General features: G+C 55.8%; 1 pseudogene. It reads left to right on the top strand.

Annotation, left to right across the window (positions count from 1 at the left end):
* Window positions 1-475 (top strand): annotated as a pseudogene (locus tag R3I13_RS26985) (hypothetical protein); the annotation flags it as partial.

Here is a 475-nt window from a genome sequence, read left to right as displayed (position 1 = left end):
GCCAAAGAAGCAGCCCTGTTCAGCAACATCGAGGCCACCAGGACAGACAAACCCACCGGCTACCCGCAGGACGCCACTACGGAACAGAACAGCTTTGTAGCTAAACTCAACGCCAACAACCCGGATAAAAAGATCGGTCCCAGCCTGGTACTCAAAGTGATGGCGGGGGATACGATCCAGCTGGGGGCCAAAGCCTTCTATAAATCGCAACAAACCCCGCAGAACAAACAGTCGGTCCCGCCGCAGGACATGCTCAGCGCACTGATCAGCGCCTTTGGGAATGGCCAGACCCCGGGCCAGCAAGGCCATGGTGCGGGCATCAGCGGGACTACCAATAACACGCCCTTCAACAATGACTTCAACAATGCTTACCAGCGGCTCAAGGACAAGGACAACGAGGCCGCTAACCCCGGGCGGCCGAAAGCTTATTTGAATTTTGTGCTGTTCGATGAACAGTTTAACTTGGTGGAGGGCA

The sequence above is a fragment of the Chitinophaga sp. YIM B06452 genome (assembly GCF_039655965.1).
GTDB lineage: Bacteria > Bacteroidota > Bacteroidia > Chitinophagales > Chitinophagaceae > Chitinophaga.
Note: the sequence above shows the minus strand (reverse complement) of the source record. Positions and strands in the feature narration are given on the sequence as shown.